General features: G+C 56.1%; 23 protein-coding genes. 16 read left to right on the forward strand and 7 right to left on the reverse strand.

All coding sequences use genetic code 11. The annotated features are described in order from the left end of the window. Nucleotides 1-7: 7 nt before the first annotated feature. Nucleotides 8-763, reverse strand: a complete 756-nt coding sequence (locus C7476_RS00490; protein WP_114427970.1) for a GGDEF domain-containing protein — start codon at nt 761-763, stop codon at nt 8-10. A 169-nt stretch (nt 764-932) separates the two neighbouring features. Here C7476_RS00490 and C7476_RS00495 point away from each other — a divergent pair, with 169 nt between their 5' ends. Further along, complete coding sequence (locus C7476_RS00495) at nt 933-1,658, forward strand: pyrimidine 5'-nucleotidase (RefSeq protein ID WP_114427971.1); 726 nt, start codon at nt 933-935, stop codon at nt 1,656-1,658. A 6-nt stretch (nt 1,659-1,664) separates the two neighbouring features. Here C7476_RS00495 and C7476_RS00500 read toward each other — a convergent pair whose 3' ends face one another. Then, nucleotides 1,665-2,507: an LOG family protein gene (locus C7476_RS00500; protein ID WP_114427972.1), complete on the reverse strand. Its 843-nt coding sequence runs from the start codon at nt 2,505-2,507 to the stop codon at nt 1,665-1,667. A 157-nt stretch (nt 2,508-2,664) separates the two neighbouring features. On the opposite strand from C7476_RS00500, the gene dapD reads away from it, so the two are divergent. Continuing rightward, nucleotides 2,665-3,519 carry a 2,3,4,5-tetrahydropyridine-2,6-dicarboxylate N-succinyltransferase gene (gene dapD / locus C7476_RS00505; RefSeq protein WP_114427973.1) on the forward strand — a complete coding sequence of 285 codons (855 nt, stop codon included), beginning with the start codon at nt 2,665-2,667 and terminating at the stop codon, nt 3,517-3,519. Between the two features lie 47 nt (nt 3,520-3,566). Here dapD and C7476_RS00510 read toward each other — a convergent pair whose 3' ends face one another. After that, nucleotides 3,567-4,583: a 2-dehydropantoate 2-reductase gene (locus C7476_RS00510; RefSeq protein ID WP_114428507.1), complete on the reverse strand. Its 1,017-nt coding sequence runs from the start codon at nt 4,581-4,583 to the stop codon at nt 3,567-3,569. A 100-nt stretch (nt 4,584-4,683) separates the two neighbouring features. Here C7476_RS00510 and dapE point away from each other — a divergent pair, with 100 nt between their 5' ends. Both dapE and C7476_RS00520 read left to right on the forward strand, forming a co-directional pair. Then, a complete protein-coding gene (dapE, locus tag C7476_RS00515) occupies nt 4,684-5,871 on the forward strand; it encodes a succinyl-diaminopimelate desuccinylase (RefSeq protein ID WP_114427974.1) in 1,188 nt (395 codons plus the stop codon). Beyond that, nucleotides 5,868-6,494, forward strand: a complete 627-nt coding sequence (locus C7476_RS00520; RefSeq protein ID WP_114427975.1) for a hypothetical protein — start codon at nt 5,868-5,870, stop codon at nt 6,492-6,494. Before dapE ends, C7476_RS00520 begins: the two co-directional genes overlap by 4 nt. Here the strand turns inward: C7476_RS00520 and truA are convergent. From truA to def, 3 genes are read right to left on the reverse strand one after another with little or no spacing between them, the layout of a single operon-like run. After that, nucleotides 6,446-7,231 carry a tRNA pseudouridine(38-40) synthase TruA gene (truA, locus tag C7476_RS00525; protein ID WP_114427976.1) on the reverse strand — a complete coding sequence of 262 codons (786 nt, stop codon included), beginning with the start codon at nt 7,229-7,231 and terminating at the stop codon, nt 6,446-6,448. The two genes, C7476_RS00520 and truA, sit on opposite strands and share 49 nt — an antisense overlap. A 14-nt stretch (nt 7,232-7,245) precedes the next feature. Then, a complete protein-coding gene (gene fmt, locus C7476_RS00530) occupies nt 7,246-8,175 on the reverse strand; it encodes a methionyl-tRNA formyltransferase (RefSeq protein ID WP_114428508.1) in 930 nt (309 codons plus the stop codon). A gap of 10 nt (nt 8,176-8,185) precedes the next feature. After that, nucleotides 8,186-8,716: a peptide deformylase gene (gene def, locus C7476_RS00535; RefSeq protein WP_114428509.1), complete on the reverse strand. Its 531-nt coding sequence runs from the start codon at nt 8,714-8,716 to the stop codon at nt 8,186-8,188. 113 nt (nt 8,717-8,829) lie between these two features. On the opposite strand from def, the gene C7476_RS00540 reads away from it, so the two are divergent. Beyond that, nucleotides 8,830-10,068 (forward strand): DNA recombination protein RmuC, encoded by a 1,239-nt coding sequence (locus C7476_RS00540; RefSeq protein WP_114427977.1) that lies wholly within the window; start codon nt 8,830-8,832, stop codon nt 10,066-10,068. 3 nt (nt 10,069-10,071) lie between these two features. On the opposite strand, the gene C7476_RS00545 is transcribed toward C7476_RS00540, so the two are convergent. Then, nucleotides 10,072-11,034: a cation diffusion facilitator family transporter gene (locus C7476_RS00545; RefSeq protein WP_114428510.1), complete on the reverse strand. Its 963-nt coding sequence runs from the start codon at nt 11,032-11,034 to the stop codon at nt 10,072-10,074. 157 nt (nt 11,035-11,191) lie between these two features. On the opposite strand from C7476_RS00545, the gene C7476_RS00550 reads away from it, so the two are divergent. The 11 genes from C7476_RS00550 to lnt all read left to right on the forward strand — a co-directional run bounded on the left by C7476_RS00550 (nt 11,192) and on the right by lnt (nt 23,911). Continuing rightward, the gene (locus tag C7476_RS00550) at nt 11,192-13,207 is read left to right on the forward strand and encodes a hydantoinase/oxoprolinase N-terminal domain-containing protein (protein WP_114427978.1); all 2,016 of its coding nucleotides are present in this window, start codon (nt 11,192-11,194) and stop codon (nt 13,205-13,207) included. A 105-nt stretch (nt 13,208-13,312) separates the two neighbouring features. After that, complete coding sequence (locus tag C7476_RS00555; protein ID WP_114427979.1) at nt 13,313-15,484, forward strand: malate synthase G; 2,172 nt, start codon at nt 13,313-13,315, stop codon at nt 15,482-15,484. 12 nt (nt 15,485-15,496) lie between these two features. After that, a complete protein-coding gene (locus C7476_RS00560; protein ID WP_114427980.1) occupies nt 15,497-16,009 on the forward strand; it encodes a DUF3859 domain-containing protein in 513 nt (170 codons plus the stop codon). Nucleotides 16,010-16,107: 98 nt separating this feature from the next. Beyond that, on the forward strand, nt 16,108-16,797 hold the full coding sequence (tsaB, locus tag C7476_RS00565) for a tRNA (adenosine(37)-N6)-threonylcarbamoyltransferase complex dimerization subunit type 1 TsaB (RefSeq protein WP_114427981.1): 690 nt from the start codon (nt 16,108-16,110) through the stop codon (nt 16,795-16,797). Beyond that, on the forward strand, nt 16,794-17,297 hold the full coding sequence (gene rimI / locus C7476_RS00570; protein WP_114427982.1) for a ribosomal protein S18-alanine N-acetyltransferase: 504 nt from the start codon (nt 16,794-16,796) through the stop codon (nt 17,295-17,297). The genes tsaB and rimI overlap by 4 nt, the downstream gene beginning before the upstream one ends. Next, nucleotides 17,298-18,146 (forward strand): lyso-ornithine lipid O-acyltransferase, encoded by an 849-nt coding sequence (gene olsA, locus C7476_RS00575; protein WP_114427983.1) that lies wholly within the window; start codon nt 17,298-17,300, stop codon nt 18,144-18,146. A 10-nt stretch (nt 18,147-18,156) separates the two neighbouring features. Continuing rightward, nucleotides 18,157-19,596: a tRNA (N6-isopentenyl adenosine(37)-C2)-methylthiotransferase MiaB gene (gene miaB / locus C7476_RS00580; RefSeq protein ID WP_425373925.1), complete on the forward strand. Its 1,440-nt coding sequence runs from the start codon at nt 18,157-18,159 to the stop codon at nt 19,594-19,596. Between the two features lie 29 nt (nt 19,597-19,625). Then, on the forward strand, nt 19,626-20,645 hold the full coding sequence (locus tag C7476_RS00585; protein ID WP_245425991.1) for a PhoH family protein: 1,020 nt from the start codon (nt 19,626-19,628) through the stop codon (nt 20,643-20,645). 68 nt (nt 20,646-20,713) lie between these two features. Further along, nucleotides 20,714-21,160, forward strand: coding sequence for an rRNA maturation RNase YbeY (ybeY, locus tag C7476_RS00590; protein WP_114428512.1), 447 nt, complete (start codon nt 20,714-20,716; stop codon nt 21,158-21,160). Between the two features lie 5 nt (nt 21,161-21,165). Then, nucleotides 21,166-22,260 carry a hemolysin family protein gene (locus C7476_RS00595; RefSeq protein ID WP_114427985.1) on the forward strand — a complete coding sequence of 365 codons (1,095 nt, stop codon included), beginning with the start codon at nt 21,166-21,168 and terminating at the stop codon, nt 22,258-22,260. Then, a complete protein-coding gene (gene lnt, locus C7476_RS00600) occupies nt 22,187-23,911 on the forward strand; it encodes an apolipoprotein N-acyltransferase (RefSeq protein ID WP_342633324.1) in 1,725 nt (574 codons plus the stop codon). Before C7476_RS00595 ends, lnt begins: the two co-directional genes overlap by 74 nt. Nucleotides 23,912-23,935: the final 24 nt, after the last annotated feature.

Consider the following 23,935-nt stretch of genomic DNA (forward strand, 5'->3'; position numbering starts at 1 on the left):
GGTCGTCTCAGGCCGCATTCTTCATATTGGACTCGATGACCACGCGATTGCGGCCGTTGCGCTTGGCCTCATACAACCTGCGATCGGCGATCTGAAAATGATCGGCGATCGTTCCATTTGCCAGTCCAACAATGCCCCCGATACTGACACTCAGCGCGACGCGTTCGTTTTCCGGAGTGCGGAACTCAATGCGGTTGACCGCCGCCCGAATGTTTTCGGCGATGGATTTGACCTTGTCCTCATCATCCATTGCCAGAAAGACAGCGAATTCCTCGCCTCCGATGCGTCCGATACTGTCCTCTTTTCCAAGGCAACCAGCGATACTCTGTGCGATCGCCATCAGTGCGCCATCACCATTGTAATGGCCGTGAACATCATTGATTTTTTTGAAATGATCAGCGTCTATGATCAACAGAGAACTTGCCCGTTGGGTACGGACATCCTCAATATGGTTGAAAAACGCTTCGCGATTGAGGAGGCCCGTCATACTATCGCGCGATGACTTCTCGAACAGTTTCGCATTGGTGATCTCAAGCTCCTGCATAACCTGATGGAGTTTTTCGAGGGTCAGGCGTAGTTTTTCCGACTGACGAAAGACGATGAAGGAAATGGCCGGAGAAATCACCAACGGGCAAATGGTCGCGATCATATATCCCCGTGCGTCATGCATATCATTAGCCGTCATGATCGCCCCGGTAATGAGCAGGGAGCACATAACGGAAACGACCATAACCATTGCACATTTGAAGAGAATTCTGGACATCGGACCTCGGAGACAGCTTTATTCAGTACGAATAACAGGTGAAGCGGTCGTTAGCGAAAAATTTAAAAACGGTCGTAGTTCAGACTCTTTTCGTCTATTGATTCGGGATCGAAACAGAATTTTCTGAATTTGCTTTTGCCTCACTGAAACGGCGGAACCTTGATCGCGTATGACAAATCAACCAGAATCCTTGAACTTTGCCCATGTGACCGATTGGGTTTTCGATCTCGACAATACCCTCTATCCGCATCATTCAAATCTGTTTTCGCAGATAGATGTGAAAATGACTGACTATGTTGCTGATCTTCTGAAGCTGTCCCGCACCGACGCGCGGCAGATGCAGAAGCAGTTCTACAAGGATTATGGCACGACTCTCAAAGGATTGATGGACCGCTACGAGATCGATCCGGATGACTTTTTACGGAAAGTCCATGATATCGATTATTCCTGGCTGGTGCCGGACCCCTCATTGGCCACCGCCATCCGGCAACTGCCCGGCCGCAAGTTCATTTTCACCAACGGCAATCGCGGACACGCCGAGCGCGCCGCGCGTCAGCTTGGCGTTCTTGATGAGTTTGATGACATCTTCGATATTGTCGCGGCGGAATTGCTGCCGAAGCCTGCTCAAGAGACTTATGACCGCTTTTTAGCGCTGCACAAGATCGACGCGGCAAGCAGCGTGATGTTCGAGGATCTCGCGCGCAATCTTATCGTGCCGAAAGCTCTGGGGATGACGACGGTCTTGATCGTCCCCAACAATTTCGAACCGACATTCTCGGAAATCTGGGAGCGCGATCCGGGTCATACCGATCACGTCGACTACGTTACGGACAACCTGGCCTCGTTTCTCAGCGCCATCCTGCCAGGTCAGACGGCGCTGAATGTGCCTGCGTAGAGGGCTCTAGGTCAGTTCGTAGAAGGTCTTGATCACGTCCCAGGCCTCCTCGGCAGTATCGACGAATGTAATCAGCTCGCGATCGGACGGCGAAATGACGCCCTGCTCCGCCAGGAAATCGAAGTTGATTGCCTTTTCCCAAAATGGCTTGCCAAACAGCAGAAAAGGAATGCGTTCCATGCGGCCAGTCTGAATGAGGGTGAGCGCTTCGAAAGTCTCATCCATCGTCCCAAAGCCACCGGGAAAGATCGCCATAGCTTTGGCACGCATGAGGAAATGCATCTTGCGAATGGCAAAATAGTGGAAGTTGAAGCAAAGCTCCGGCGTCACGTAGGCGTTGGGCGCCTGTTCGTGTGGCAGCACAATATTGAGGCCAATCGTTGGCGCACCGACGTCCGCTGCGCCACGATTACCGGCCTCCATCACCCCGGGACCGCCTCCGGTGACGACAACGAATTCGCGATTGTAGGTCGTTGAAGAATAGGTCGAGCAAAGCTGCGCGAACTTGCGTGCCTCGGCGTAGTAGTGAGAGTTGGCTTCGAGGTTTTTCTTCTGGATTTCGTTTTTTGCAGCCCAGGCAGCACCGCCCGGCTCAGGAATGCGTGCCCCGCCGAAAAGCACGACGGTTGATCGAATGCCGCGCTCGGCCAGCGCCATCTCCGGTTTAAGTAGCTCGAGTTGTAGCCGCACTGCACGAAGTTCACGCTTCGTCATGAAATCTGGATCGGCAAAGGCCAGCCGATAGGTGGGCGATTGGGTCTGCGGCGTTTCCGGTGCGCTCTCGACGCGGCGCACAGCTTCGGAAGAGTGCGAGAACGGCGTCCAGCTGTGTTTTTCATCAGTGTTCAATTGTTTTTCTCCTTCTGCGGACACTTATGGCGCTTGGAGACATAAAAATCGATTCGTCATCCAACAATGTGACGCTGCGAATTGACGCTCTCGCAGACTTAACATAGTAGCCCTTGTCATTAGCCATAACCGCCCCGTTTAATGGAGTGATCCGAAAATGTCCAAGCCCGATCTGACCAGTCTCGAGAAGACGATCGACAAGGCCTTCGAAGAACGCGATGCAATCAGCACCGAAACACGCGGCGAAATCCGGGAAGCAGTCGAGGCCTCTCTTTTGCTGCTCGATAGCGGAGAAGTTCGCGTTGCGGAGAAGCAGGCGAACGGCGACTGGAAAGTCAATCAATGGCTGAAGAGGGCGGTCCTGCTTTCCTTCCGGCTTAACCCAATGGGCATTATCGAGGGCGGCCCGGGCGGTGCGACCTGGTGGGATAAGGTCCCGTCCAAGTTTGACGGCTGGGGTGCGACTGAATTTGCCAAAGCGGGTCTTCGCACCGTTCCCGGATCGATTGTCCGCCGCTCCGCCTATATTGCCCCCGGCGTGATCCTGATGCCATCTTTTGTCAACCTGGGCGCTTACGTCGACGAGGGGACCATGGTCGACACATGGGCGGGCGTTGGCTCCTGCGCACAAATCGGCAAAAACGTTCACTTATCAGGCGGCGTCGGCATTGGCGGTGTTCTTGAACCCATGCAGGCCGGACCTACGATCATTGAAGACAATTGCTTCATCGGAGCCCGTTCCGAGGTGGTCGAGGGCTGCATCGTTCGCGAAGGTTCAGTTCTTGGTATGGGCGTATTTATCGGTAAATCGACCAAGATCATAGATCGCGCTACCGGTGAGATTTTCTATGGCGAAGTCCCCCCCTATTCGGTTGTCGTTGCCGGCTCGATGCCCGGCAAGCCATTCCCTAATGGTGAACCAGGTCCAGGTCTTTATTGCGCCGTGATCGTCAAGCGCGTCGATGAAAAGACTCGTTCCAAGACCTCGATTAATGAGCTGCTGCGCGATTGATCCAATTCAGGAAAGAGGGTCGCCAGACCCCCTTTTTTTCCGAATGGTCACCCGCGAACGTCTTCGACGGAATGACTTCGCAATGGCTTGCCCTCGGCCCGTTTCACACAGGCAAGCACTTTGCGTGTGAGTGGCACGGGGACGTTTTTCGCGTCGGCCAATTGGATGATCACCCCCTGCAGGTAATCGATCTCGGTGGCGCGGCCTCGGGACAAATCTTCCCACATGGACGAGCGGGCGTGCGGGTTGATCGCGAGCATTCGCGCCGCGACGATACGAAACAGAAAATTCGGCAATCGGAGAATCCAGGGAAGCACTGAGGGCGACGCCCCTTGCACTTTTGCCGGCGTGATACCGTGCGCTCTCACAAGTTTGAGACCTTCGCGTATCTGATCCGCTATCAGAAGCCGCCAATTTCGGTCGGCCAACTGTTCAACGAGCGGCAAATTTGAAAGGGCGTTGAGAGCATTATTGAGATTTATCAGCAGTTTGCCCCAAAGGAGACCTTGCATGTCCGAATGCATCTGGACGGAGAGCCCTGGAACCGAAAGAACCTCTGCCAAGCCGTCCAAGATGTCGTCGATGAGAATGGTCCCTGGCATTGTCCGCCTTACATTAAGCGGGCTGACGCCAGGCTCGGACTGAACGACATTGAATGGAACCATTCCGGAGACAACCGTCGCTTCCGGAGGCAGATGTTGGCGGAGAGTACCAGCGTTTCCGACGCCGTTCTGCAGGCTGACCACAACGATATCGGATGGCGCATTTTCCCTTATCGACTTGGCCATCTCTTCGGTTGCGCCGCTCTTGACGGTGACGAGAATAATGTCGGCTTGCCGGAACGCGATTTCAGGATCACTCGTCAGGGAAAATTGCCCGGGCTCCACCAGTTTTTCCGATCCATCGGGGTCAATGATTCTTAGGCCTTCCTGCTGAAGTCCCTCAATCATTCGAGGCCGAACCAACAAGGTCACTGCCTTGCCTGCCACAGCGAGACGCCCGCCCACGTAGCATCCGATCGACCCGGCGCCGGCTATGACGATCCGGCTATCAATTCCGATCATGCTGCTGGTCCTTGGTTGAGTCGCTGGTGTCATTAAATCAGACGGAGGGACCCCCATCCAGTACGTGACAGGATCGTGCTTTTCCAGTATCGCTTTGACCATGAAATCCTCAATCGATCCCGTCCAGAACCTTGCTGAACTCATCGCATGTCCGTCGATAACACCCGCGGAGGGGGGGGCGTTGACGGTACTTGAGGCCATGTTGGCACCGTTGGGTTTCTCCGTGGAAAGACCAACTTTCGGTGAAGATGGTACACCGGATGTCGAAAACCTTTATGCGCGGCGCTCCGGCAATGGACCTCACCTGATGTTCGCGGGTCACACGGATGTCGTACCCGTCGGCGACGCAGCGGCCTGGACCTATCCGCCATTCTCGGCCGCCATCCACAATGGCGAAATGTATGGTCGCGGCGCCGTCGATATGAAGGGTGGCATTGCCTGCTTTGTCGCGGCTGTAGGGCGCCATCTGGAGAAGCACGGGGGACTCAACGGTTCGATATCCTTTGTGATTACCGGGGACGAAGAGGGTCCGTCCATCAACGGGACGGGCAAGCTTTTGGATTGGGCCAAGGCAAAAGGCGAAAGCTGGGATGCTGCAGTTGTTGGCGAACCGACCAATCCCGAAAAGATGGGCGACATGATGAAGATCGGGCGCCGCGGCGGGCTGTCAGGCACCATCGTCGTTCATGGCGTACAAGGCCATGTCGCCTATCCGCACCTGGCGGACAACCCCATCCGAGGGCTGGTGACACTGATTGAAAGCTTGCTCTATCCCGCCTTCGACAACGGAACGAAAGACTTCCAGGCCACCAATCTCGAATTTACAACGATCGACGTCGGCAACCCGGCGGTCAATGTGATCCCGGCGAAAGCTACCGCAACGTTCAATATTCGTTTCAACGACACCTGGACCGACGAGACACTGATGGCCGAGATCCACAACCGTCTCGATAAGGCAGCGGGTCGTCACAAGCTGCGACCGGGCAAAATGGCGCCGGTGAACTACGAGCTGACTTGGCGTAACCGCGTGAGCCATGTTTTTCTCACGCACGATGAAAAGCTGATCGGAACCTTGACCTCGGCGGTCGAAGCGACAACAGGAAAGCGCCCGCAACTTTCCACATCAGGCGGGACGTCGGATGCCCGCTTCATCAAGGATTATTGCCCCGTCGTCGAGTTCGGACTTGTCGGTAAGACGATGCATATGGTTGACGAGCGGGTGGCGATTGCCGATCTTGAAACACTAACGCAAATCTACGAACGGTTCATCGCGGATTTTTTTGCATGACTACGAGTGAAATGCCGGATTTTGACGAGATTCAGCAATATCTGTGGGGCGCCTGGCGGATGATGAATGGTCATGCCGACGGGCTTGACCAACTCGATTTCTCCGAGGATGGCTTCTGGCAGTCGTTCCATGCCATTACGATTTCCCTGCCGCCGCTCATTCTCGGCTGGATTATCTTCGCCAACGACATGATCTCATTGCAGCCGGAAACGGGTAACCGCTTTTCCATCATGGGCCGGGTGGCGTTCGTCGATCTTGCATCGTGGGTGGTACCGCTGGTGGTTCTCGCCCTCAGTGCCAAGCGGCTTGGTCTTAACAAGCGTTTTAGTCCCTATGTCGTAGCAAGCAATTGGGGAACCGCGATCGGAGCATGGCTCATGGTCCCAGCGACGCTGGCACGGCTACTGCTGCCCGGTTGGCCCGCTTTGGCCACCGGTTTTGGCCTTGTCCTCTATGGAGGCGTCATGTACCTGACCTACCGTTTGACGCATGTCGCGCTGAAGAAATCCCATGCCTATACGGCCACGTTTTTCGTGGTCATGATTGTCGGCTCGCTGTTCCTGATGATTCTGCTTCAGAACCTGCTGGGGATTTCTCTGCCCGAACCGGCAATGATGGGATAGTCAACACCGACAAGATAAAGACCGTAAGGTGGGGCTACGGGCCCGCAGGCCTTACGATCGCGGGCGACAAGCGCAGCGGTGACATCATCTGCATCCCAGCGCCCGCATCCGACCTCATTGAGTGTTCCGACAAAAGAGCGGATCTGGTTGTGCAGGAATGATCGCGCGGATGCCCTGATCTCGATGATTTCGCCGCTGCGAGCGACGCTCAGATGATCGAGCGTTTTGACCGGGCTCTTTGATTGGCATTGGGTTGCGCGAAACGTGGTGAAATCATGCGTGCCGATAAGTCGTTGTGCGGCGTCGTGCATGGCGATTTCGTCAAGCGGTTTCTTTACCCACCACGCGCGGTGCGCCTCGAGCGGAGCTGGGGGCCTGCGGTTGACGATGCGGTAAAGGTAGTGCCGGCCCGTCGCCGAAAACCGCGCATCGAAATTGTGCCCGACGAGTTCGACATTGATGATGCCGACGGTTTCCCCTGCGATGACGAGATGGGCGTTCAACGCTTCGCGCACCTTGGAACTGGCCCAGTCTTTCGTCAAGTCAACATGCGCGATCTGTGCCGTCGCATGCACACCGGAGTCCGTACGGCCAGCGGCACCAAGGGCAACTGTTTCGCCGCAGAATTTGAAGATCGCCTGTTCGATGGCAGCCTGAACCGTATGACCGTTCTCCTGCCGCTGCCAGCCGGCATACGGCGTGCCGTCATATTCAATGGTGAGCTTGTAACGAGGCACTTAGGTCTTGCCGTTCATGGCAGGCGCGTTCCCTGTGCGATCTTGGCGCCTCGTTGGAACTCGAGGCCATCCATGACCTTGCCGCCCGCGCGCTGCAAGGAGCGCAAGCGAACCGCGCCTTCGCCGCAAGCAATGCGCAGATCGTCGCCAAGTACCGTTCCCGGATCACCTACTCCGGTGGCCAGGATCGAACGCAGCAGTTTTACCCGTTCGAGTTCCTCGCCGATTTCCATCTCGCACCACGCACCAGGAAACGGAGCAAGGCCGCGGATGCGGTTATGAACATCAATAGCAGCTTGCGTCCAGTCGACGCGCGTTTCGGCCTTGGTGATCTTGGCGGCATAGGTGACGCCGTCTTCGGACTGCGGCGTGAGTGTAAGACTGTCGCGCTCCAGTGCCGCCATGGCGCGGACCATCAGATCGGCGCCAGCCATACTAAGCTGGTCGTGCAATTCGCCGGCGGTCATATCAGCCGTGATCTTCACCTTTTCAGCCATGGCGACAGGGCCAGTGTCGAGTCCCTCGTCCATTTTCATGATCATGATCCCGGTCTCATCATCACCGGCCATGATCGCGCGCTGAATCGGCGCCGCGCCGCGCCAACGCGGCAGCAACGAAGCGTGTCCATTGTAGCAACCAAGCCGCGTGCCCTCGAGAATTGCGGCAGGCAAGATAAGCCCGTAAGCCACGACCACAGCAACATCGGCTTGAAGATCCCGAAACGCCTGCTGCTCTTCCTCGGACTTCAAGCTTTTTGGTGTGCGCACTTCGATGCCGAACTGTTCGGCATTTCGCTGCACGGCGGAGGGCGTCAGCTCCAGCCCGCGCCGTCCTGCAGGACGTGGCGGCTGACTGTAAACAGCGACAATCTCGTGACCTTGGCCGATCAAGGCATTGAGGATGGGTACCGAGAATTCCGGTGTTCCCATGAAGACAATACGCAGGCTCATCTGCTCACACCGCCAACCGGCTTGGCGGGCGGTCCTTGGCAAGTTTCTTGAATTTCTTCATGACCATCTCACGCTTCAATCGCGAAATGTGGTCGATGAACAGCACACCGTTCAGATGGTCGATCTCGTGCTGCAGGCAAGTGGCGAGGAGCCCTTCCGCGGCGACCTCGTGCTGTTTGCCATCGATGTCGACATAAGAAACGCGCACCTGTGCCGGCCGCTCGACTTCAGCGTAGTAGTCCGGGATGGAAAGGCAGCCTTCCTCATAGACGTTACGTTCATCGCTCGACGACAATATCTGAGGATTGATGAATATCTGAGGGGCCTTGGGCTCGTCTTCCTTGGCAAGGTCGATAACCAGCATCCGCAGCGGCTCACCGACTTGAATGGCCGCGAGCCCAATACCGGGCGCGTCATACATGGTGTCGAGCATATCGGCCGAAAACTTGCGCAAATCGGCGTCGAAACGCTCCACAGGCTTTGACACCTGGCGCAGCAATGGATCGGGAAGAATGACAAGTGGTTTTATAGACATGAGCATCACCTAATATCTCGGCTTTCAACCGTCAATCCGGCGTGAAAGTCGTTTATAAAAATGTTCTCGTTTTGATCTCACATTTGCCGTCCGAATCGGTTAGTCTGCACATTATGGAAACGTCAATTTCTCTGGATCAGACTTTGTTTCAACTTGGCTCGAGCTCTGTATCGCTCGGTATGGCCTTGCTGATAACGGGTGTCGCAACAGCGCTTATAGTATTCTGCGCTGTCATTGCAGCGTTACGCTCGACCCGGATGCGGATGGTCGCCGAGATCCAGGCAGAAGACCGGGCGCGCGATGCGGAAGCCCGTATGGGCGAAATTCTGAAAAGCCAGTCGGAGATGCAAGGCCGGATGCAGACAATGGCCGAGCTGTTCGGATCAAGACAGGCCGAACTGAATCAATCGATCCGCGAACGGCTCGATGGTATGACCAGCCGCATCGGCCAGACCATGACGGAACAGACGCAGTCCACACACGAAAATCTGACGAAATTGCAGGAACGGCTGGCGGTCATCGATACTGCCCAAAACAACATCCAGGCGCTGGCCGGGCAAGTGGTGCAGTTACAGGCAATCCTTGCGAACAAGCAGACGCGCGGGGCCTTTGGCCAAGCCCGGATGGAGGCGATCATCGCCGATGGCCTGCCGCAAGGGGCGTATGAGTTCCAGGCGACGCTCTCCAATGGCAGCAGGCCGGATTGCGTGGTGCGGATGCCGAATGGCGCGCCAAACCTCGTTATCGACGCCAAGTTTCCACTGGAGGCATGGAATGCTATCCGCGAGTCGGAAACACCGGATACCAAGAAGATTGCAGCCGCTCAATTTCGCCGGGACGTCGAGATTCACATCCGTGACGTGGCGGAGAAATACCTGATCAACGGCGAGACCCAGGATACGGCGTTTCTCTTTGTGCCGTCCGAATCGATTTTTGCGGAAATTCATGAGAATTTTGAGGCCGTGGTCCAGAAGGCGCATCGCTCGCGCATCGTGATCGTCTCGCCTTCACTGCTGATGCTTTCAATCCAGGTTATTCAAGCCGTCCTCAAGGATGTCCGCATGCGTGAGCAGGCGCATCTCATTCAGGGCGAAGTCATAAGGCTCATGGAGGATGTGGTGCGACTGGATGACCGGGTGCGCCGCTTGCAAACGCATTTCGGTCAGGCGAACAAGGATATCGACGACATTTTGGTCTCTTCCAGCAAGGTGACCAAGCGCGGCCAAAAGATTGAAGCCCTGGAGTTTGCCGAAGCGCCGGTTGGCGACCCTCTTAAAGATGCCGAAACGACACGTTCCGCTGCCTCGGCAACGGGTCAATTGCGCCTGCGGGTTGTAGAGGGCGACGACTAAGACCTAAGCCGCGTCGATCTTCTGACGCCGTGCCTTCCACGTACTGGTCGTCTGCGGTTTGACGAATAACGTGACAACATCCGGATTGGCCTTTTTCATGGCGGCTTCGAGACGTTCCACGCAGGCTTCGATTTCGGGTGCCCGGACGCGATCCTCGAACTCGACGCTGAGGCCGGCCACGATTTGTTTGGGGCTCATGTGCACAGTCAACACACCATTGGCCTTCTGAACGTCCGGATCGCTGTTTGCGATGTTCAGGATTTGCTGTTCGGTTTCAGGTGATGCCGATTCGCCCATGAGGAGGCCTTTGCTTTCGCGTGCCAGGAAAATCGCTGTCGTAGCAAGGACAAACGAAATACCAATCGAAGCAACGCCATCGAGCTCCGGCATGGCAAAGATTTGCGCAGCAGAGATACCGACAAAGGCTATGACCAGCCCCAGCAATGCCGCCGTGTCCTCAAACAGGACTGTGAAAACACTGGGATCCTTGCTCTGCCGTACGGCTCGGACATAGCCAAGGTCGCCTTTCGCTCCACGAAATTCCTTCAGGGCGACGGACCATGATGCTCCCTCGAAAACGGTCGCAAAGCCTAGCACAATGTAGTTCACGATCGGGTTGGCGACAGGTTCAGGATCCAGGATATGAATGATCCCTTCGTAAAAGGACACGCCGGCACCGACCGCAAAGACGAGCAGTGCCACGATGAAACACCAGAAATAGAGTTCACGTCCATGGCCCAGCGGATGAGTCTTGTCTGCGGGCCTCGCAGCGCGGCGAAGCCCATAAAGCAACAGCCCTCCATTGCCGGTGTCCACCAGGGAATGGACGCCTTCAGAAAGCATTGCCGAACTCCCGGTAACAAAGGCCGCAATGAACTTGGTTGCAGCAATGAGCAGATTGCCAAGGATCGCAGCGTAGATCACTTTCTTCGATCCAGCGTGCGTCGTTGCTGATTGTGATGACATGGCGATTCCCTGACCTTGCGGAAACGCCATATGATTTGATTGGTTCCGGCGCGGTCACGACCACCTGTCTTGAAAGGTTGCGGCAGAGAATGGTCGGAATGGTGCTAGCTCTCCGACCATTCATGCGATAACCCTGCCTCAAATAGTGCAGGGCATCATGAGTGAATTCACAACTGAAAGTGCTATCTTCCTCGGGCTGGATACCGGCGGTACCTATACCGACGCGGTGCTTTGGTCCGAGCAGCGCGGCGTCATTGCCAAAGCCAAATCCTTGACCACACGGCATGATTTGAGCGTGGGCATTTCCGGCGCTGTCAAGCGCATCATTGCGGAGACATCGGTTAATCCTGCCGAAATACGGCTTGTTTCCATGTCGACGACACTGGCCACCAATGCACTTGTAGAGGGGCAAGGCGGCCGGATCGTACTCGTCATGGTCGGCTTCTCCAAAGCTGATCTCGAAAAGGCCGATCTTGGCACGGCCCTCGGATCTGATCCCGTCATCTTCATCCCCGGCGGACATGATGTTTATGGCCGGGCACAGCCATTCGACACGAGTGCCTTGAGCGAGGCCCTGCCACAGTTGATGCGGGAGGTAACTGGTTTTGCCGTCTGCGCTTATTTTGCCGTGCGCAACCCTGAACATGAAATCGCAGTTCGCGATCTCGTGCGAAGAGAAACCGGTTTGCCAGTTACCTGCAGCCATGAACTTTCGGCCAAATTGAACGGGCCCCGGCGTGCTTTGACCACTGTTCTCAATGCCCGGCTCATCGCGATGATCGACCGCCTGGTGGCGGCAACGGAAGGTTTTCTCGATGGGAGCGGCATCCACGCCCCGCTCATGGTGGTGCGCGGCGACGGCGCCCTTGTCTCTGCTGTCTTTGCCCGGCATCGGCCAATTGAGACCATTCTTTCCGGTCCAGCTGCCAGTCTTGTCGGTGCGCGGTACATGACAGGGCTCGATAATGCGATCGTCTCCGACATCGGGGGCACGACCACAGATGTCGCTGTTCTCAACAAAGGTCGACCTCGGCTCGATCCCAATGGCGCCACAGTAGGTGGTTTCCGTACGATGGTTGAGGCGGTCGCCATGCACACTTTTGGTCTTGGGGGAGATTCGGAAGTTTCCCTCGACGATAATGCCATGGTTCCAGGTATCAAGCTTGGCCCGAGACGGCTCGTGCCCTTGTCGCTGCTTGCCGCCAATCACGGCTCATTGGTCATCGACCATCTGATGCGGCAAGCAAAGGCAGGCACTGCCGGCCGATTAGATGGGCGTTTTGCGCTTCTTACCGGTGTTCCGGCCCAAATGGCATCTGGTTTGAGCAAAAATGAAGCAGAACTATATGGACGCATCACAACCGAACCGCAGCCGCTGGACAGGCTTTTGAGTTCCATCTCCCAGGCGACCACTGTCAACCGACTTGTGGCGCGGGGTTTGGTTCATCTGTCGGGTTTCACGCCGTCAGACGCTTGCCACGTTCTTGGGCTGCAAAATAACTGGAATGCAGAGGCGGCACGTTACGGTGCCATACTCTATGCACGGCGCAAGGATGGCGCGGGTCGTCCACTGTGCGATACCCCCGAGGAAGTTTCCCACCGTACCTATGATGCGTTGATCAGGCGCTCGTCCGAAGTGGTCCTCGAGACGGTTTTTGCCGAGGATGGGCTTGAGGGACCGGAAACGGTGGCTAGTCCGCTGGTTCAGCGGGCCCTTACGGGCCAGAGCGGGATTGCCGGAGCAAAGCTGGACATAGACCGGCCATTGATTGGACTAGGAGCCTCTGCGCCGGTCTATTATCCGGCCGTGGGTGACATGCTTGGCACAGAATGCATAGTCCCCGTAGACACCGACGTCGCCAACGCTCTGGGCGCTGTCGTTGGTCAGGTCCGTGTTTCGGTTGAGGCCCATATCAGCCAGCCCGCCGAGGGCATCTTCCGCGTCATGGCTGGGGAGATCGTCAGGGATTTCCAGATTGAAGAAGAATCGATGGCCTTCGCGGAAACAACGCTGGAGCATCAAGTCGCGCAGTTGGCCCTGGAAGCTGGAACCGATGAAGCGCAGATCAGCATCACTCGTGACGTCAGCGCCGCCACAGTCGAGGATCAGCGCAAGTTCATCGAAGCGGTAGTGATAGCAACGGCTTCCGGCAGGCCGCGCATTGCGCATTGAAACATTCTTTCCAACTTGGCCCGAAATTCTGCTGCTATTGAAGAATTGACTGACAATGCTTCTGCGTGTTCAAGGGTAGGCCTACGAAAATTCAAGGAACGAACTATGGTTGAACGCATCGAGATCAATGGCTTGAAGGTAGCGAAGGAACTCCACGACTTCGTGGCCAATGAAGCTATCCCGGGTACCGGCGTCGATGCGGCGCAGTTCTGGTTTGGCTTTGCGCAGATCATTGAAGAATTATCCCCAAAAAACCACGCACTCCTGCAAAAACGCGATGCATTTCAGCAGAAGCTGGACGATTTTTTCAAGACCAAGCGCGACAGCGGCTACAGCCAAGAAGAGTACGAGGCTTTCCTACGGGGAATCGGCTACCTATTGCCAGAAGGCGAAGCCTTCGCCGTTTCAACCAGCAATGTCGACCCTGAAATTGCTGTTGTCGCTGGTCCGCAGCTTGTCGTTCCCGTCATGAATGCCCGCTATGCGCTCAACGCCGCCAATGCGCGCTGGGGCTCGCTCTATGATGCATTGTATGGCACGGATGCCATTCCGGATGACGGCGGCGCTGACAAGGGCAAGGCGTTCAATCCGGTTCGAGGGTCGAAGGTGATTGCCTGGGCCAAGGCGTTTCTCGACGACAGCGCGCCGCTGGATGGTGCACATTGGGCCGATGTTTCCGGTCTGAGTATCGAAAATCATAAGCTCATTCTGAAGGCCAATGGCAAGCTTGCTGCGCTAAAGGATGAAGCACAGTTTGCCGGTTATCGCGGCTCCACAACCGCACCAACCGCAATTCTTCTCGAAAAGAATGGCCTGCATGTCGAGATCGTCATCGATGCCGATCATCCGATTGGCAAGACAGATCCCGCACATATTGCCGATGTCTTATTGGAATCGGCTCTGACCACGATTCAGGATTGCGAGGATTCCGTTGCGGCTGTCGATGCGGAAGACAAGGTTGTCATCTACCGCAACTGGCTCGGTCTGATGAATGGCGATCTCGAAGATACATTCGAGAAGGGCGGCAAGACGGTTACGCGTAAACTCAATGCAGATCGGGAGTATACAGGCAAGGACGGCAAGCCTCTGACCGTACCTGGACGCTCGCTGATGCTGGTGCGCAATGTCGGCCATCTGATGACCAATCCTGCTATCCTCGACAGCCAGGGTAATGAGGTTCCCGAAGGCATTATGGATGCGGCGATTACCGCATTGGCTGCGCTCCACGACATAGGACCAGGCGGCCGCCATACGAATTCCCGCGCCGGATCCATGTATGTCGTCAAGCCAAAAATGCACGGTCCGGAAGAGGTAGCATTCGCTTCGGAGCTGTTTGGCAGGGTCGAGAGGCTGCTTGGCATGCAGCCGAACACCATGAAGATGGGAATCATGGATGAGGAGCGACGCACCACGGTCAACCTGAAGGAATCGATACGCGCCGCGAAGGAACGCGTCGTCTTCATCAACACTGGTTTCCTCGACCGTACGGGCGATGAAATCCACACATCGATGGAAGCCGGTCCCATGATCCGCAAGGGCGATATGAAACAGGCCGCCTGGATTGGCGCGTATGAGGACTGGAACGTCGATGTCGGTCTTGAGTGCGGACTTTCAGGTCGTGCGCAGATCGGCAAGGGCATGTGGGCCATGCCCGACCTGATGGCAGCAATGCTCGAGCAGAAGATCGCGCATCCGAAAGCCGGTGCCAATACCGCATGGGTACCATCACCGACAGCGGCAACACTGCATGCCACCCACTACCACAAGGTCAATGTCGCCGAGGTCCAAGCCAGTTTGAAAAAGCGTGGACGCGCCAAGCTCAGCGATATTCTGTCCGTACCGGTCGTCTCCCGCCCCAATTGGACACCGGAAGATATTCAGCGCGAACTCGACAACAATGCGCAAGGGATCCTTGGGTATGTCGTGCGTTGGGTCGACCAAGGCGTCGGCTGTTCCAAGGTGCCGGACATCAACAATGTGGGCTTGATGGAAGACCGTGCGACGCTTCGCATCTCCGCCCAGCACATCGCTAATTGGCTGCATCACGGCGTGGCCAGCGAGGCGCAAGTGCTCGATACGCTGAAGCGAATGGCAGCGGTCGTCGACAAGCAGAACGCTGGCGATCCCCTTTATCACCCGATGGCCGCTGATTTCGACGGTTCGATTGCCTTTCAAGCGGCATGCGACCTCGTTTTCAAAGGTCGCGAACAGCCGAATGGCTATACGGAACCGGTCTTGCATCGCCGTCGGCTCGAGTTGAAGGCAAAGCAGACCTAGGTTAACGGACATATGGCTCATTACGTCAGATACCTTGTGTTCCTCACCGCTGTGATGGTGTGGAACACTGGCCTGGCTGAAGAAAGACAAACCTCGGCAGTAGAGATCGTCGACTGGGGGCTGACGAGCCCGAAAGAAGTCGGATCCGAAGTTTCATCCGATACGCCGACGGGTGTGAACCGGCTGGTCGAAGGTCCAGTCGATGTCACGCGAACCACGAAAATCCGGGCCTGCATCGGTACGAGTTTCGGGGTTTTATACAGAACGTCGGGTATCGGTGAAGCTGTCCTCCCAATAACGGTCGTGGTTTTCCATCCGATGATCAAAACGGAGGACGGCAGATCGATGCTGAAAAGCAGCTGGCCTGACAGTGCGACCTCCCTGCGCCGTTACGCCGGGTGGGTTTTCGAAAGGGACTTCGAGCTCGTCTCCGGGGAGTGGACGATCTCGTTACGTGACCTGTCTGGTCGGGAACTGGTAGCAAAAAGTTTCGATGTAACTGCCGGAAGCTGTCCAATTTCATAGAAGGGAGATGGGTGGGGATTGCGCGGAACGTGAGTTCTATATCCGGACTGCCACATCCGCTACTTGTGTGCTGGCTGATTCTTGTTTAGGCGAGGCGCATGAAACTACTTGCGCTCGATACCGCTGCCAATCTCTGCTCCGTCGCCGTTCTCGACGTTGAAAGCGGGACTATACTGGCAGCGTCCAGCGAAGATATCGGCAAAGGCCATGCAGAGCGATTGATGACCGCGATCGAGCAAGTGGCTGCTACGGCCCGAATTTCCATTGCGGATATTGGCAAGATTGCTGTCAGCATCGGACCGGGTTCATTCACCGGCGTCCGCGTTGGCGTCTCGACAGCGCGGGGTTTCGCGCTTGCGCTGAAATGTCCGGCAGTTGGCATCAGCACGCTTCAGGCCCTCGCTTATGATGCTGCCAAGCAATTTTCGCATAGGCCAATCCTTTCGATCATCGATGCACGGCGTGACGAGCTTTATGCCCAATTTTTTGGTGAGGATGGATCAGCGACATCGGAGCCGATGGTGACGACATTGCCCTTGATTGTGAAACAACTGGAAGAACGAGGCAGTGAACACGTGCTCGCGGGTTCGGGTGCAATTCTAATCGGAAAAGAGCTTGATCGTCCTCTCGACATTGCCGCGACCACGGCGACAGGAAGCATAGAAGCCTTCGCGCGGCTCGGCGCATCGCGGAGGGACGACGGCGAAGCGCCAAGGCCGCTTTATCTGCGTGGTCTTGATGTCAAGCAGCAGCAGGGCTTTGTTCTGAAAAGAAAGATCGTCGAATGATCGGCTTTCCATTCGACGCCATGCGATCGCAATCCTTTGTAATTGAGCCGGTTCTTGCCGAGGATGCGCTACATCTTGCCAGGATCCACGAGAAGACATTTCGGCAGCCGTGGAGCGATGAGGAGTTTCATACCCTTATCGTCGACGACAAGGTTTTCGGGTTTATCGCTCGGGAGGAGGGAAACCGAAAAGCGCAACCCGGCGGGTTCATTCTGGCACGTCTCGTATTGGACGAAGCGGAAATCCTGACTATCGCCGTTGCACCCCAGTCACAGCGTAAGGGTCTTGGCCACGCTTTGATGGATGCAGCGCTCCGTTATCTTCACAATGCGCGCGCAACCATGTTGTTTCTCGAGGTCGATGAGCTCAACATACCGGCACTTGCACTTTATCGCAGGCTTGGTTTCAAGCAGGTTGGAAAGCGGCCGGGCTACTATGAAACGGCGGCAGGACGCTCGGCTGCCTTGACGATGCGCCGTGATTTGAAAAAGAGCCGCTGAATGATCGCGTGGTTGCGTTTTCTGGTGACGGCGACGGCGTTTGTTCTCGTTATAATACTCTTGGTACCCCTGCAGTTCCTGTTTGTAAAAACGGGGTGGCGGCCGCGCACCACCACGCCAATTTTGTTTCATCGGATCGTGCGGCGTCTCCTTGGTTTTCGAGTTCATATCCATGGCGAGATGGCAAAGGGACGGCCCCTTCTGTTGACGGCCAATCATTCCTCGTGGACGGATATCGTCATTCTCGGCTCTCTGCACGAGATGGCTTTTATCGCCAAGGCGGAAGTGGCGAACTGGCCGCTGTTTGGCATGCTGGCCAAGCTGCAACGCACGGTCTTTATCGAACGGGAAAAGCGTGGCAAAACCCATCATCAGGCCAGTGAAATCGCAACCCGGCTCGCCGGAGGCGACGCCATGGTATTGTTTGCCGAGGGAACAACCTCCGATGGCAACCGCGTCCTTCCGTTCAAGACGTCACTTTTTGGCGCCGCGCAGGTGGCCATCCGCGATGCGGGTGCAGAAACGGTGACTGTACAGCCGGTGGCTATCGCCTATACGCGGGTTCACGGCATACCGATGGGACGGTCGCATAGACCACTTGTTGCCTGGCCGGGTGACGTGCCGCTAGGTCCAAGTTTGATTGGTCTTCTCAAAGATGGCGCTATCGACGTCGATGTATGGTTTGGCGAACCAGTTGTCATCGACAGAAAAAGTGATCGCAAGGCTTTAGCACGGACGATGGAAGAGCGGGTCCGCGCAATGGTACGTTCTTCGGTGATGGGACGTGATTTTGTCAATCCGGACGCCGAAAGCGACTCAGCTATTCTCAACGACGCCAAAAAGCTTTAGAAGCCTGCAAATGGACGACATGAACATCAAAACTGAGCCGGGCGAAGCTTCCGGCACCGCTCCGCATTCGCCGGCACTCGCGAACACGCGCAAGGTCTATGTGAAGACCTATGGCTGCCAGATGAATGTCTATGACAGCCAGCGGATGACCGACAGCCTCGCCGCCGAAGGCTATAGTCCGACCGATACCGCTGATGATGCTGATCTCGTGCTGATCAACACCTGCCATATTCGTGAAAAGGCTTCGGAAAAGCTCTATTCAGCTCTCGGCCGCCTGCGCAAGATGAAGGATGCGCGGGCAAAAGAGGGTCGAGAACTGACTGTCGGTGTTGCTGGTTGTGTTGCGCAGGCAGAAGGTGATGAGATCACCCGCCGGGCGCCGGTGGTGGATCTCGTCGTCGGTCCTCAGACGTATCATCGTCTGCCCCAGGCATTGGCCCGTGTTCGCCACGGTGAGCGCGTAGTCGAGACCGAATATGCGATAGAAGACAAGTTCGAGCATCTGCCTGCGCCTGCCAAAGAGCAGACAAGAAGCCGTGGTGTAACGGCGTTTTTGACGGTGCAGGAAGGCTGCGACAAATTCTGCACGTTTTGCGTTGTACCATACACACGTGGTTCGGAAGTTTCCCGTCCCGTCGCACAAATTCTGAAAGAAGCTGAAAAGCTTGCCGATGCCGGCGTGCGTGAACTGACCTTGCTCGGTCAGAACGTCAATGCCTGGCACGGCGAGGGTCCAGACGGACGCGAATGGGGTTTGGGCAAGCTACTCTACCGCTTGGCCGAAATCCCCGGAATCGTGCGGCTTCGTTACGTTACCAGTCATCCGCGCGATATGGATAATACACTGATCAACGCGCACCGCGATCTTGATATGCTGATGCCCTACCTGCATTTGCCCGTGCAGTCCGGTTCCGATCGGATCCTCAAAGCCATGAACCGCAAGCACACAAGCGCCGACTATTTGCGTTTGATCGAGCGCATTCGCGCTGCCCGTTCCGATATCGCCCTGTCTGGCGACTTCATCGTGGGATTTCCGGGCGAGACGGAAGAAGATTTCGAGGCGACGATGCAGATCGTGCGCGATGCTACCTATGCTGCAGCCTATTCGTTCAAATACTCGCCACGGCCCGGAACGCCCGGTGCTGATATGACTGGTCATATCGATGAAGCGGTGAAGGATGAGAGACTTCAGCGGCTACAGGCTTTGCTCAGTGAGCAACAATACGCGTTCCAGCGCAGCCTTGTTGGAAAGAGCATGGATGTGCTGATAGAAAAGCCCGGCAGAGTACCTGGCCAGATGGTCGGAAGATCTCCCTGGTTACAACCCGTAATTATCGATGTACACGGGCCAAGAATCGGCGACATTATCAAGGTACGAATCATCGACACCGGTACCAACAGTCTGATCGGCATTCGGGAGATGAACTCGGCGAGCAATGGGACTATATAAAAGGCTGAACACTTATTCAGGAGAGCCGTTTGAACGCCACCGAAAAACTGAAACCCGCTCCCTCAGGAGCTTCAGATCTGGCGCATATCGTACTGACATTTGATAATAATCGGCTGGCGAGTGCGCTGTTCGGCCAATTCGATGAAAATCTCGCCCGCATCGAGCAGAAGCTCGGTGTCGATGTTCGCTCAAAAGGTAATCAGCTCGCCATTCGGGGTGAACCTGGCGCAACAGAACAGGCACGCAGGACGCTCGATCAGCTCTACGAGCTTTTGCAGAAAGGCCATGACATCTCCGCGTCCGATGTCGATGGCGCATTGCGCATGGCAATTGCCGCCGATGACCAGTTGACGCTCCCGACGATGGAAAACAAAAGCAAGATGGCTGCAGCCCAGATAGCGACCCGCAAAAAGACGATCTTTGCCCGCACACCGACGCAGGATGCTTATATGCGAGCGCTGGATCGCTCGGAAATGGTCTTCGGTGTCGGGCCAGCGGGTACTGGCAAAACCTATCTTGCCGTCGCGCACGCAGCGATGCTGCTTGAGCGCGGTCTCGTCGACCGCATCATTCTCTCGCGTCCAGCCGTTGAGGCGGGCGAACGACTAGGCTTCCTGCCGGGTGACATGAAGGAAAAGGTCGATCCCTACCTGCGACCGCTCTACGATGCGCTCTACGACATGATGCCCGCCGACAAGGTGGAGCGGGCGATTGCGGCAGGCGTAATCGAAATAGCGCCGCTCGCATTCATGCGCGGTCGTACGCTCGCCCATTCAGCGATCATTCTCGACGAGGCGCAGAACACGACTGCCATGCAGATGAAGATGTTTCTGACGCGGCTGGGTGAAAACGGCCGAATGATCATCACCGGTGATCCGAGCCAGATCGATTTGCCTCCGGGACAGAAATCCGGATTGGTAGAGGCGCTGAGAATTCTTGATGGGGTCAGCGGGATCGTCACCGTGCGCTTTACTGATGTAGATGTTGTACGGCATCCGCTGGTTGCCGCGATTGTCCGTGCCTATGACAAGGAAGGCGCCAAGCCCTGACACTTGGCGATACTGTCTTGATCGATATTGACATACTGGTTGAAACGGACGGCTGGGGCGATGAATCCATGTTGCGCCATCTGGCGACCAATGCCATCGCTGCTACGTGGCGAACACTTGAGCGAGGGGAACAGCCCGCGAGTGAGCTCAGCCTCGTCTTCACCGATGATGCTACGATCAAGGAACTCAACAATGACTGGCGTGACAAGGACAAGCCCACCAACGTCCTGTCGTTTCCAGCTTTTGCGCTAAAGCCTGGTCAGAAGCCTGGGCCAATGCTCGGCGACATTGTCATTGCACGCGAAACAGTGGCGCGCGAAGCTTTGGACGAGGGCAAGCCTTTCAATCACCATCTCAGCCATCTCATCGTTCATGGATTTCTGCATTTGCTCGGCTATGATCATCTCAACGAGACGCAAGCGGAGGAGATGGAAGGACTTGAACGCAAAGCCCTTGAACGTCTTGCCATCCCGGACCCATATGCGCTATCCGTCATTGACGATCAATTCGATTGAGGACCATGTCTGACACGTCGCACCAGAACGATTCTGCCGCCGTTCCCTCAAGGGGAATATCGGGGCAGGAGAGTGATGCCGAAGGGCAAAGTACTACCAGAGCGCAAAGTCCAGAAAAGCGCTCGCTGCTTTCCGCAATTTTTCCATTTCTCCGCGCCCGTCCAGGAACGTCCCTGCGGGAAGACCTCGATGCTGCGCTGGCCGAGAGCCATCACGGCGACACGGCGTTTTCGCCTGAAGAACGTGCCATGCTGCATAATATCCTGCGTCTGCGGGAGTTGCGCGTGGAAGACGTCATGATCCCGCGTTCCGATATCGAGGCCGTAGAGATTTCCACTACGCTTGGCGACCTGTTGGAGGTTTTTGAAAAGTCTGGTCATTCGCGTATGCCGGTTTTCGCGGAGACGCTCGATGACCCGCGCGGCATGGTTCATATTCGTGATGTGGTCAATCACATCACCAATATTTCTAGGATCAAACCGCGAAGGACAGCTGCCCGGGTGTCCAAGATACCTGCTGCGGCAAAGTTCAACCTGTCCAACGTCGACTTGACCAAAACCATTTCTGACCTGAGTTTGATGCGGCCGATCCTGTTTGTGCCGCCGTCGATGCTAGCCAACGATTTGATGGGCCGAATGCAGGCGCAACGCATCCAGATTGCTCTTGTCATTGACGAGTATGGCGGAACCGACGGTCTGGTTTCACTGGAAGACATCGTCGAGATGGTCGTTGGCAATATCGAAGACGAGCATGACGACGACGAAGTGATGCTCATTGAAGACCCGGAAGGTGTTTTCATTGCCGATGCTCGCGCCGATCTCGATGAGGTCTCCGAAAAGATCGGCACTGGCTTCGTCATTGGTGAACACGGTGAGGATGTCGACACGGTCGGCGGACTGATCTTCTCGATCCTCGGCCGTATTCCGGTGCGCGGCGAGATGGTGCAGGCGGTCCCCGGCTATGAGTTTCACGTGTTGGAAGCTGACCCCCGCCGCATTCGCAAGGTGCGTATCGTGCCTCTACGCCATGCGGAACGCCGCCCAGCTCGCCTCGCCAAACAAGAAGATCCTGCGGATCAGCCGTCGGATCATGGCCAATGATCGTTTTGCTCGTGTCGCGTCCGTGAATGTCACAATATCCCGAGCCGAAAAGGAGGCAGGGGTAGTCCAGCGGCTGCCCGGAAAAATTATTCTCCTGTCGGGCTGGAGGCGGGTCGTGCTGGCGTTCCTTATGGGCGCGCTCGCAAGCTTTGCGCTTCCGCCCTATGATTTCTTTGCCGTTTGTTTCATATCGTTCCCGGTTCTTGTCTGGCTTATTGATGGGGCCGTCGACAATGCTGGCGCCGGGCCGATCCGCCGTCTCTTACCCGCCGCCATGGTGGGCTGGTGGTTCGGCTTTGGCTATTTCGTATTCGGGCTCTGGTGGATCGGCAATGCCCTGCTTGTCGACGCTGCAAATTTCGCCTGGGCTATCCCTTTTGCGATTCTCGGGCTTCCGGCCGTTCTTGCCATCTTTTACGCCTTTGCAACGGCGCTCGCACGGCTGTTGTGGAGTGATGGCCTTGGCCGGATATTCGCACTTGCCTTTGGCTTTGGCATCGCAGAATGGCTGCGATCGTTCGTTCTGACGGGCTTTCCATGGAACGCCATAGGCTATGCGGCTATGCCGGTACCGGTTCTGATGCAATCATCCGTCATCGTCGGGCTGCTGGGGATGAATACGCTGGCTGTGATCGTTTTTTCCATGCCTGCGCTGCTGGTGGGTCGGCATGGTCTCAGAAGCGGGACCATTCTCGCCCTCGTCCTGATATCCGCCCACGTGGGATTCGGCGTATATCGGCTCAGCAATGCAAAGGTCGAAGCCAAAGGGCTGCAAGTGCGTGTCGTCCAACCATCGATCGCGCAGGATCTCAAATGGGATGCCGACGCACGGCGGGGCATAATCGACAAATATCTCGCCATGACCGGCGAGGTGCCCAAGGATGGAAAGCCCAAGCCACAGCTCGTGGTTTGGCCGGAAACAGCGGTTCCGTATATTTTGACGAAGACGCCCGAAGCACTGAAGAGCATTGCCGACGTTCTATCGGATGATCAGGTTCTGTTGGCAGGGGCTATTCGAATGGAAGAACCCGGCGGCAGCGATGCGTCGCTTTACTACAATTCGATCTATGCAATCGACTCCGAGGCAGAAATTACCGGCGCTGCAGACAAGGTCCACCTCGTCCCTTTTGGAGAGTATGTACCACTCGAGAACATTTTACGCCGGTTCGGCATCAGCGAAGTCATCGAACTGCCCGGCGGGTTCACAGCTGCGGCAACCCGTCGTTCGCTTACCGTGAGAGACAATTTTACCGCCTTGCCTCTCATATGCTACGAGGCGATTTTTCCAGCCGAAATGTCCTATGAAGGACCGCCTGCAGATGCCATTGTCAACGTCACTAACGATGCTTGGTATGGAGACACTCCGGGTCCTTACCAGCATTTCCGGCAGGCTCAATTGCGCGCAGTGGAGCAGGGATTGCCTCTTATAAGGGCTGCCAACAACGGAGTCTCTGGTGTTGTAGATCCGTACGGCCGAATCATCGATGCGTTGGCACTCGACGCCGTTGGCGTGATCGATGTCGCTCTTCCAACGAAAGTGGAACTACCAATTCGTGCCGGTGCGCTCCATTTTCAATTCTGGATTGTAATTGGCATTGTTCTGGTTGTAACGCTGGCTTATTTTTCTCGCCATAGAGCGAGGGTTGGTTGACATTTCGGACGTGGACCTATCGAA

Source organism: Phyllobacterium bourgognense (assembly GCF_003337575.1).
Lineage (GTDB): Bacteria > Pseudomonadota > Alphaproteobacteria > Rhizobiales > Rhizobiaceae > Phyllobacterium > Phyllobacterium bourgognense.

Bases quoted from the DNA above. Each gene is read 5' to 3' on its own strand.
- C7476_RS00550 (WP_114427978.1), top strand. From the start codon at position 11,192: ATGAGTGAATTCACAACTGAAAGTGCTATCTTCCTCGGGCTGGATACC.
- dapE (WP_114427974.1), top strand. From the start codon at position 4,684: ATGAAATCCTCAATCGATCCCGTCCAGAACCTTGCTGAACTCATCGCA.
- dapD (WP_114427973.1), top strand. From the start codon at position 2,665: ATGTCCAAGCCCGATCTGACCAGTCTCGAGAAGACGATCGACAAGGCC.
- C7476_RS00545 (WP_114428510.1), bottom strand. From the start codon at position 11,034: ATGTCATCACAATCAGCAACGACGCACGCTGGATCGAAGAAAGTGATC.
- def (WP_114428509.1), bottom strand. From the start codon at position 8,716: ATGTCTATAAAACCACTTGTCATTCTTCCCGATCCATTGCTGCGCCAG.
- C7476_RS00490 (WP_114427970.1), bottom strand. From the start codon at position 763: ATGTCCAGAATTCTCTTCAAATGTGCAATGGTTATGGTCGTTTCCGTT.
- C7476_RS00555 (WP_114427979.1), top strand. From the start codon at position 13,313: ATGGTTGAACGCATCGAGATCAATGGCTTGAAGGTAGCGAAGGAACTC.
- C7476_RS00595 (WP_114427985.1), top strand. From the start codon at position 21,166: ATGTCTGACACGTCGCACCAGAACGATTCTGCCGCCGTTCCCTCAAGG.
- ybeY (WP_114428512.1), top strand. From the start codon at position 20,714: ATGTTGCGCCATCTGGCGACCAATGCCATCGCTGCTACGTGGCGAACA.
- rimI (WP_114427982.1), top strand. From the start codon at position 16,794: ATGATCGGCTTTCCATTCGACGCCATGCGATCGCAATCCTTTGTAATT.
- lnt (WP_342633324.1), top strand. From the start codon at position 22,187: ATGCGGAACGCCGCCCAGCTCGCCTCGCCAAACAAGAAGATCCTGCGG.
- C7476_RS00520 (WP_114427975.1), top strand. From the start codon at position 5,868: ATGACTACGAGTGAAATGCCGGATTTTGACGAGATTCAGCAATATCTG.
- tsaB (WP_114427981.1), top strand. From the start codon at position 16,108: ATGAAACTACTTGCGCTCGATACCGCTGCCAATCTCTGCTCCGTCGCC.
- C7476_RS00495 (WP_114427971.1), top strand. From the start codon at position 933: ATGACAAATCAACCAGAATCCTTGAACTTTGCCCATGTGACCGATTGG.
- miaB (WP_425373925.1), top strand. From the start codon at position 18,157: ATGGACGACATGAACATCAAAACTGAGCCGGGCGAAGCTTCCGGCACC.
- C7476_RS00560 (WP_114427980.1), top strand. From the start codon at position 15,497: ATGGCTCATTACGTCAGATACCTTGTGTTCCTCACCGCTGTGATGGTG.
- C7476_RS00510 (WP_114428507.1), bottom strand. From the start codon at position 4,583: ATGATCGGAATTGATAGCCGGATCGTCATAGCCGGCGCCGGGTCGATC.
- C7476_RS00540 (WP_114427977.1), top strand. From the start codon at position 8,830: ATGGAAACGTCAATTTCTCTGGATCAGACTTTGTTTCAACTTGGCTCG.
- olsA (WP_114427983.1), top strand. From the start codon at position 17,298: ATGATCGCGTGGTTGCGTTTTCTGGTGACGGCGACGGCGTTTGTTCTC.